Origin of the sequence: Pseudomonas sp. SIMBA_067 (assembly GCF_046534675.1) — a bacterium.
GTDB lineage: Bacteria > Pseudomonadota > Gammaproteobacteria > Pseudomonadales > Pseudomonadaceae > Aquipseudomonas > Aquipseudomonas putida.
Map to the genome: position 1 here is coordinate 1 of NZ_JAWRYH010001439.1, position 232 is coordinate 232.

Consider the following 232-nt stretch of genomic DNA (forward strand, 5'->3'; position numbering starts at 1 on the left):
CACTGCGGCCGGTCTTGAGGAATTGCACCAGCTGCGCTTCGCTCCAACTGCCAAGGCCGTCCTTGTGGTCGCCACGCAGGCTTTTCGCGATCCAGCCTTCCAGTGGCGCACTGCCGGACAGGAACGCGTTGCCGTCAGTCGCACTCAAGGCTTTTTCCTGCATGGTCAAGGCACGCGGTGTATGGCAAGCGCCGCAATGGCCGAGACCCTCCACCAGGTAAGCGCCACGGCT

Annotated in this window: 1 pseudogene; it reads right to left on the minus strand. The window is 63.4% G+C overall.

The features are described from left to right. Positions 1-232, minus strand: a pseudogene (locus tag SB765_RS34165) (cytochrome c); the annotation flags it as partial.